This is a genomic window from Chryseobacterium sp. RU33C (genome assembly GCF_900156015.1).
In the GTDB taxonomy this organism is placed as follows: Bacteria; Bacteroidota; Bacteroidia; order Flavobacteriales; family Weeksellaceae; genus Chryseobacterium; species Chryseobacterium candidae.
In genome coordinates, this window is the sequence record NZ_FTMT01000044.1 from 1 (window position 1) to 4,204 (window position 4,204).

A 4,204-nucleotide genomic window follows, 5' to 3' on the forward strand; every position below is an offset into this window, starting at 1 on the left:
GATTTATCAGTCCATCTTCTTCTTTTCACATGGAGTTTTACGATTTTACCCCGTAATGGATAATCATCTACAATAATTTCAGGTAAAAAGCCCTTCGATTCCAGTAGTCTTTCTTTGAATTCATGGGGAATGCTGTTTTTTTTCTTCAAAATAGATATGAAGTTCTGCATCATGAGGTTCTGCTTTGAGGATATCAAAGTGCTGAACTAAAAATTCCGGAAGTAATAATTTAAGAAGTTCGTGATCGCTTAACATTAGGCAAAGATAAAGCTACTTAACATTCCCCCCAACTTTTGAGACTGATCCGAAATAACACACTTGTAATTTAAATATAACGCAAAGGATTAGTAGCTAATACTTTATTTTTAAGGAAGCAAAGGCAGGAATCAACTTTGTTGATTGTTTCTAAGCGCAAACATAATCAGAAAACCGCAAAACAACTCTTGCAGAAAATGAAAGAACAAAAACGGGACACAAAGAGCAATGCTTCCAAAGACCTGATGAATTTTGAGTATTTCTCTAAAGTATAGATGTTAAATGTTTTTTTTAATGAAATATAATTTTGAATAAAAATAACCACTATTTTTAGCAAAATCAAAGCGGAATCCGAAAAGCTAACGAGTAGGAAAATCAAAAACTTTTTTTTATCATGAAAAAATTAACAGGAATGAAAAAAAATTTCTCTTCATTAGAAAACAAAAAACTGGTAGATTTAAAATCTATCAAAGGAGGAGCAGATAGCACTAGCATGGAAGCGTCTAATGTGTATAATTCTGTTGGTGGTGGAGATACAGATTATTATTCTGATACGAATGGCGTTTGGAAGTATGAAGGACGAGTAAGTTGGCATGGACCTAGTAATGGTTTAGGTTAAAAAAAGGGGCGCAAATGCCCTTTTTTTTATAAATTTTGTTTCACATTATTTATAAAATTTTATTTTTTGTATTATTAAGTTACTTTTATTTAGCTCAGAACACTCGTGTTCTCTATAAGGTGAAATATCATCCAAATATTAGAAAATAATAATCCAATTGAACTCAATCATAAAATAAATTATAATAAACACAGTAAAGATGATTGTAATTATTTCGAAAAAAAAAGAAATTACGACAACAGAAGTTATAAAATGGCTATTTCGTTTTGAAAAAAAATTTATTCTTATTCATGAAGATGAAACATTTGAGATAAAAATGAAAGACACTAAGATTTTTCTCGAAAGTGAAAAAAATCATTTTTTTTTGGATGAAATTACTAGTGTTTGGTACAGAAGAGGTGGGATAAAATTTAAACGATTTTATTACGATAATGAGGGAGTAAATATCCATATGAATGAAACTCAGCATTGGTTAGAAGAATATGTGATGCACATTTTAGAGTCAAAAAAGCATCTTAACAAACAATCTAATACACATGTAAATAAATTATTGGTTTTAGACAAGGCAAGGAAAGCAGGTTTAGATGTTCCAGACTATTATCTATCAAATAATACAAAAAATGTTAAATTGAGAAGGACGATTACAAAACCAATCGCTGGAAATCCTACGCTTCAATCAATTGCAAAAGATACTGACGGGGTATTATATACTGCAGTTGTGGATGAACATATAAAAAATGATTTTTTCATTTCTTTTTTTCAAGAAAAAATTGAGAAAGATTTTGAAATCAGAACATTTTATCTTGATGGTAAATGTTGGTCTTTCGCAATATTTTCCCAAAATGATGAGCAAACTAAAGTTGATTTTAGAAAATATAATACTGAAGTACCTAATAGAAATGTTAGGTATAATCTACCAAAAAGTATTGAAGAAAAAATTCATTTATTAATGCTTTCTTTAGATTTAAACTGTGGCTCTCTAGATTTTATCAAGAGTGGAGAAAAATATTTTTTTTTAGAAGTAAATCCGATTGGGCAGTTTTTAGGACTTTCATTTTTTTGTAATTATTCGTTAGAAAAAGAAATCGCAACATATCTATGAAAAATTTATTTGAAGAAAAAAATAATTTGCCTCTGACTTTCAAATATATGGAAGTTATAAGGACAAAAAGAATTGGAGTTTCAAGGAATGAAATAGTTTATTATGTTAAATCTAAAAAATACCAAACCGATTTTTATGTCCGAGAAAAACCTGGGAAATTTTTAACAAGACTTATATGAGATATTTCAATTTATTCAGCAATATTTTTGTAACAAAAGGAGCAACAAGAATTCTTATTTCTGACCTTCAAAGAAATACTTCAGAATTGATGCCATTGGAATTAGATGAAATTATCGAAGAATTAAAAAATAATTCTATTGAAAATATAGTAGAAATGTACGATGAAGATTCAAAACAATTATTTGAAGAGTATTTGAATTTTCTTTTAGAAAAAGAATACGGTTTTATTTCAAATAAAGACTGGAATAGGAACTTTCCACCCATGTCTTTAGAATTTCATGACTCCAGCAAGATTTCTAATATCTTTATTGAATTGGATAATATTTCTATTTTAGAAAAAATCAAAGAATCAATAGAAAGTTTGGATATTAAACATTTGGTTATATATTGTGAAAAATATCTAAGTTTTGAAGAAATAAAGCAAATTGATAAATATTTTGAGACATCCGTACTTTGCGGAATAGAATTATTTTTACATTATCATGAAGAAGTAAATTTAGATTTCATTGAAAAACTCAATTCGGAAACAGGAAGAATTTATAGTTTGGTATTTTATAATTGTGAAAAAAATCCTTTTAAGCCAAAAGATAAATATAGATTCAGTGTAGATTTTATAAAACATGAAGTAAAAATCAATTCTTGTGGCAAAGTAGATTTAAAATATTTCAACACAAATCTCCCAAAAATCTTAGAAGCTATCAATCATAATTCGTGTCTCCATAAAAAAATCGCCATAGATATCAATGGTAATATCAAAAATTGTCCTGCAATGCCACAAAGTTTTGGGAATATAAAAGATACCACTTTAGAAGAAGCATTAAACCAAAAATATTTCAAAAAATACTGGAATCTTACCAAAGATAATATAGAAGTTTGTAAAGATTGTGAGTTCCGCTACATCTGCACTGATTGTAGAGCTTTCACAGAACAAACCCACAAAAACAAACATGGTTTAGACATCTCAAAACCTTTAAAATGTGGTTATGATCCCTACACAGGAGAATGGGAAGAATGGAGTAAAAGTCCTTTAAAACAAAAAGCCATCAATTTTTATGGGATGCAAGATTTGGTTAAAAAATAATGCAAAGACACTTCCCTATTCTTTATTAAACAAAACTTAGAAGAAAATTTAAACAAATACTTGTCAAAAATGAAATTTATAATATTTTTTCTTGGAATTTCTACATTTTGCTTCTCTCAAAAATTTAGTTTTATTTACGAAGCAAAATACAAACTGAATTCAGAAAAAGCAGATGATGTTTATTCCGATAATATGATTTTGGATTTAAAAAATAATACTTCAATTTTTAGAGAGTCACAAGACAAAAAATCAGATTCAATAAAGTTGAATAATGGAAACGGAAGGTATAAAATGGGTGTTGAAAACCAATTCTATATCAAAAAGAATCTAACTCAAAATAAAATTGAAAAAGTAATAACTTATTTGGGAACAGATTATTTTCTTCCAATTGAGGAAATACTAGAGTGGAAAATAACTTCCGAACAAAAAATTATAGGAAAATATAAATCTCAAAAAGCAGAAACCAATTATGGAGGAAGAAACTGGATTGCTTGGTTTACTACAGAATTACCTTTTGGAGATGGTCCCTATATTTTTAATGGTTTACCTGGTCTGATTATTTCTATTCAAGATTCAAACAATGAATATTCATTTAATTTAATAGAAGTCAAAAAAGGCGGAAATATTTTTGATGCACGCAAAAAAGCAATAAAAATTGATTGGAAAAAATATGAAATACTTGCAAAATCATTTTTTAATGATCCATATGATGTAAATTCAAAAGTAGCAATGGGAAAAACAGTCACATTTACCGACCCGAAAGGTAATACAGTGGATATTTCTATAAAGAATAAAGAAATGCAAAATAATATTTTACAAAAAAATAATCCAATTGAATTAAATCACAAAATAAACTATAAATAAAATTTTTTGGTAGTGTCTCACTAACTGTGTAAGTTAAAAAGTTATTCTGGAAAATTTTGAGCCCTCATAGCTCAAAAAATTTTACGGAAATAACTTTTTATTA

At 27.7% G+C, this 4,204-nt stretch carries 4 protein-coding genes; all 4 read left to right on the plus strand.

Going from position 1 to position 4,204, the window contains the following annotated elements; all coding sequences use genetic code 11:
• The first annotated feature begins 649 nt into the window (after nucleotides 1-649).
• The 4 genes from BW946_RS20925 to BW946_RS20945 all read left to right on the plus strand — a co-directional run bounded on the left by BW946_RS20925 (nucleotide 650) and on the right by BW946_RS20945 (nucleotide 4,101).
• Nucleotides 650-874 carry a grasp-with-spasm system A modified peptide gene (locus BW946_RS20925; RefSeq protein WP_076598013.1) on the plus strand — a complete coding sequence of 75 codons (225 nt, stop codon included), beginning with the start codon at nucleotides 650-652 and terminating at the stop codon, nucleotides 872-874.
• Between the two features lie 199 nt (nucleotides 875-1,073).
• The gene (gene gwsG / locus BW946_RS20930) at nucleotides 1,074-1,976 is read left to right on the plus strand and encodes a grasp-with-spasm system ATP-grasp peptide maturase (RefSeq protein ID WP_076598014.1); all 903 of its coding nucleotides are present in this window, start codon (nucleotides 1,074-1,076) and stop codon (nucleotides 1,974-1,976) included.
• Nucleotides 1,977-2,151: 175 nt separating this feature from the next.
• Entirely contained in the window at nucleotides 2,152-3,237 is a 1,086-nt protein-coding gene (gene gwsS, locus BW946_RS20940; RefSeq protein ID WP_076598016.1) for a grasp-with-spasm system SPASM domain peptide maturase, read from the plus strand.
• A 69-nt stretch (nucleotides 3,238-3,306) separates the two neighbouring features.
• Nucleotides 3,307-4,101, plus strand: a complete 795-nt coding sequence (locus BW946_RS20945) for a GLPGLI family protein (protein WP_076598017.1) — start codon at nucleotides 3,307-3,309, stop codon at nucleotides 4,099-4,101.
• The last annotated feature ends 103 nt before the right edge of the window (nucleotides 4,102-4,204 follow it).

Bases quoted from the DNA above. Each gene is read 5' to 3' on its own strand.
- BW946_RS20925 (WP_076598013.1), top strand. From the start codon at position 650: ATGAAAAAATTAACAGGAATGAAAAAAAATTTCTCTTCATTAGAAAAC.
- gwsG (WP_076598014.1), top strand. From the start codon at position 1,074: ATGATTGTAATTATTTCGAAAAAAAAAGAAATTACGACAACAGAAGTT.
- gwsS (WP_076598016.1), top strand. From the start codon at position 2,152: ATGAGATATTTCAATTTATTCAGCAATATTTTTGTAACAAAAGGAGCA.
- BW946_RS20945 (WP_076598017.1), top strand. From the start codon at position 3,307: ATGAAATTTATAATATTTTTTCTTGGAATTTCTACATTTTGCTTCTCT.